General features: G+C 39.2%; 3 protein-coding genes. All 3 read left to right on the forward strand.

Annotated elements, in window-relative coordinates; translation table 11 throughout:
• Positions 1-16: 16 nt before the first annotated feature.
• On the forward strand, positions 17-2,197 hold the full coding sequence (locus ABZC96_RS08995) for an NADP-dependent isocitrate dehydrogenase (protein ID WP_373030582.1): 2,181 nt from the start codon (positions 17-19) through the stop codon (positions 2,195-2,197).
• Between the two features lie 264 nt (positions 2,198-2,461).
• Positions 2,462-3,412 (forward strand): malate dehydrogenase, encoded by a 951-nt coding sequence (mdh, locus tag ABZC96_RS09000; RefSeq protein WP_373030583.1) that lies wholly within the window; start codon positions 2,462-2,464, stop codon positions 3,410-3,412.
• A gap of 9 nt (positions 3,413-3,421) precedes the next feature.
• Positions 3,422-3,768, forward strand: a 347-nt coding sequence (locus ABZC96_RS09005) for a fumarate hydratase (RefSeq protein WP_373030584.1), incomplete at its 3' end; no start/stop codon positions are given.

The following is a 3,768-nucleotide window of genomic DNA, read 5'->3' on the forward strand; positions in this document are numbered from 1 at the left end:
AATATAAGGAACAAATATGTCACAATTACCAAAGATCATATGGTCAAAAATCGATGAAGCGCCAGCACTAGCTACGTATTCATTGTTACCAATCGTAAATGCTTTTACTAAATCAGCAGGAGTAGAAGTTGTAGAGAGTGATATTTCACTAGCAGGAAGAGTACTTGCAGCAATGGGTCTTGCAGAAGATGAGTTGTCTAAACTAGGTGAAGTAGTTCTTCAACCAGATGGAAACATTATCAAACTTCCAAATATTTCAGCTTCTGCAGGTCAACTTAAAGATTGTATCGCTGAGCTTCAAGGTCAAGGATATGATATTCCTAACTACCCTGAAAACCCAACTACAGATGAAGAGAAAGCTATTCAAGCTAAATATGCTACTTGTTTAGGTTCAGCTGTTAACCCGGTACTAAGAGAAGGAAACTCAGACAGACGTGCTGCTAAAGCTGTAAAAAGATTTGCACAGAAGAACCCACATAGACTTAGAGCATTCGCTGAAGACTCTAAAGCATATGTTGCACACATGGGTGGAAAAGGTGACTTCTTCGCACATGAAAAATCAGTAACACTTGATAAAGACCAAAAAGTAACAATCGCACTTAACGGTAAAGAGTTAACATCTATCAATGCAATTGCCGGTGAAGTACTTGATGGTACATTTATGTCTATTGCTGCACTTAGAGCGTTCTATAAGCAAACAATCGAAGATGCAAAAGCAAAAGATCTTATCTGGTCACTACACCTTAAAGCTACTATGATGAAGATCTCTGACCCAATTATGTTCGGTCACGCATTTGAAATCTTCTTCGCAGACGTATTCGCTAAATATGCTGATACTTTCAAAGAAGTAGGTGTAAATCCTAACATGGGTATGTCTGACCTTGAGAAAAAGATCGCTGGTCACGCACAAGAAGCTGAGATCAAAGCAGCATTCCAAGCAGCAGTTGATTCAGATGCTCCAAAAATTGCAATGGTTGATTCTGATAAAGGTCAAACAAACTTTAACGCATCAAACGATGTAATTATCGATGCTTCTATGCCTGTAGTGGTAAGAGAAGGTGGTAAACAGTGGGATAGAACAGGTGCTGCACTTGAAACAGTTGCAGTTATTCCTGACTCTACTTACGCTATGTTCCATGAAGAGATGGTAGCTGACTGTGTGAAGCATGGTCAATATGATGTATCAACTATGGGTACAATGCAAAATATCGGTCTTATGGCTCAAAAAGCAGAAGAGTACGGTTCTCACCCAACTACATTTGAACTGGCTGAAGCTGGTACAGTGACAGTAACTGGTGAAGATGGTGTACTTATGAGCTTTGAGTGTGAAGCTGGTGATATCTGGAGACTTGCTAGAACAAAAGATATACCTATTAGAGACTGGGTAAGACTTACTGTTGAAAGAACAAGAATCGAAGGTATCCCTGCAGTATTCTGGTTAGATGAGAACAGAGCTCACGATGCTGAACTTATCAAAAAAGTAAATGCATACCTTGCTGACTATGATACTGATGGTTTAGATATTCAATTCATGAAAGTGACTGATGCAACAAGATTTACAAACGAGAGAATCAGAAGAGGTGAAAACACGATCGCTGTAACTGGTAACGTTCTTAGAGATCACCTTACTGATATGTACCCGATCCTAGAGCTTGGAACATCTGCTAAAATGCTTTCAATCGTTCCATTGATCGCTGGTGGTGGATTGTATGAGACTGGTGCAGGTGGATCAGCTCCTAAGCACGTTGATCAATTCCTTGCAGAGGGTCACTTAAGATGGGATTCACTTGGTGAGTTCTTGGCATTGGCTGAGTCATTAAGATTTATCGGTCAAAAACATGATGATGCTAAACTTAAAGCATTGACTGAAGCGCTAGATGAAGCAAATAATGGTTACCTTGATAACAGTAAAGAGCCAGGAAGAAAAGTAGGACAGCCAGATAATAAAGCATCTCACTTCTTCTTAGCACAGTACTGGGCAGAAGCACTTGCAAATGGTTCAAATGCTGAACTAGCTGCTAAATTTGCACCTGTTGCTGCTGAACTTAAAGAGAAAGAAGCAACAATTATGGAAGAACTTCTTGCTGTTGAAGGTCAACCTCAAGATGTTGGTGGATACTTCCACCCGAACGATGAGTTAGCATCAAAAGCGATGAGACCATCTGCTACACTTAATGCGATCATTGACGCTATATAAGTAAAGCTTCACTGAGTATTGCACCGATCTGGTGCAATACTTGTTACCAAAATGTAAATTTTTTTTGGTATATTATATACTTCTGCAGAGTTATCTTCTGCATCACTTCTTTGTATCTAGTGTAAAAAGATACTATTGACACACATGTGTCATATAGCATAGGGTTGATGTAAACCTCTTTTGTCGCAAAGCATAATTGATAACATAAATTATGAGTTATGTTTTGCTTTGAGGTCCCCTATAGTTCTCAATTAAAGGATTATAATGAAAAAAGGTAAAAAAGTATCGATCATTGGTGCTGGAAATGTAGGTGCAACTGTAGCCTATTCATTGGCGATGAAAGGTATCTGTCACGAGATAGTACTTAGAGACAGAAACATAGAGATCGCTAAAGGTAAAGCTTTAGATATGTCACAAGCAGCCAATGCAGCTAGAATGCACACATTGGTTTCTGTTGCTGAAGATGCTTCAGGTATGGCAGGTTCAGATGTAGTTGTTATTACAGCAGGAAGCCCTAGATTACCAGGTATGAGTAGAGATGATCTTCTTATGATCAATGCTGAGATCACTAAAGAAGTTGTTGCAGATGTAAAAGAACATGCACCTGATGCTATTATCATTATGGTTTCTAATCCTTTAGATGTAATGACATACGTTGCACTTAAAGAGTCAGGATTTCCTAAAGAGAGAGTTATTGGTATGGCTGGTATTCTGGATTCAGCTAGAATGGCACACTTTATCCATGAGAAGATCGGTTATGGAGCAGGACAAATTCGTGCTTCTGTGATGGGTGGTCATGGCGATGATATGGTTCCACTTCCTAAGTTCTCAACAGTTGCTGGTGTACCATTGACTGATGTACTTGATGAAGCGGATATCCTTGAGATCGTTGAGCGTACGAAACATGGTGGAGCTGAAATCGTAGGTTATCTTAAGACAGGTTCAGCATACTATGCTCCTGCAAAGTCTACAGCTCTTATGGTAGAAGCGATCTTAAAAGATACCAAACAGATTCACCCTTGTGCAGTCTATTTGGACGGACACTATGGTCATTCTGATGTAGTTTCGGGTGTACCGGTGGCACTTGGTGCGAATGGTGTTGAAAAACTTTTTGAGATGACACTGAATGAAGGTCAAAAAAATAAGTTTGCTAAAAGTGTTGAGTCAGTAAGAAGTATGATCAATGTACTTAAAGAGAAGAAATTTTTTGACTAAAGGTTATAGATGAGAGAAATTGAATTTGATGTTGTTGTAAAAGCAGTAAAAGATATGATCATGCATTGTGGTACGGATCTACCACAAGATACCTATGATGCACTAGAAGCTGCTATGGAGGCTGAAAAGTCACCTGTAAGTAAAGAGGTTATTCGACAAATACTTGAAAATGCAAACATCGCAAAAGATGAGAAAAGACCACTTTGTCAAGATACTGGTTTAGCAGTATTTTTTGTCAATGTTGGTGAAGATGTACGTATTAAGGGTGGTCTTTTGAGAGATGCCATTAATAAAGGAACTGAAGAAGGTTATACTGAGGGATACTTAAGAGCCTCAACATGTGAGCCGTTCAGTCG

Source organism: Sulfurovum sp., assembly GCF_041551015.1.
Classification (GTDB): Bacteria; Campylobacterota; Campylobacteria; order Campylobacterales; family Sulfurovaceae; genus Sulfurovum.

Excerpts from the sequence above, each read along its gene's own strand:
- ABZC96_RS08995 (WP_373030582.1), top strand. The coding sequence starts at position 17 with ATGTCACAATTACCAAAGATCATATGGTCAAAAATCGATGAAGCGCCA.
- mdh (WP_373030583.1), top strand. The coding sequence starts at position 2,462 with ATGAAAAAAGGTAAAAAAGTATCGATCATTGGTGCTGGAAATGTAGGT.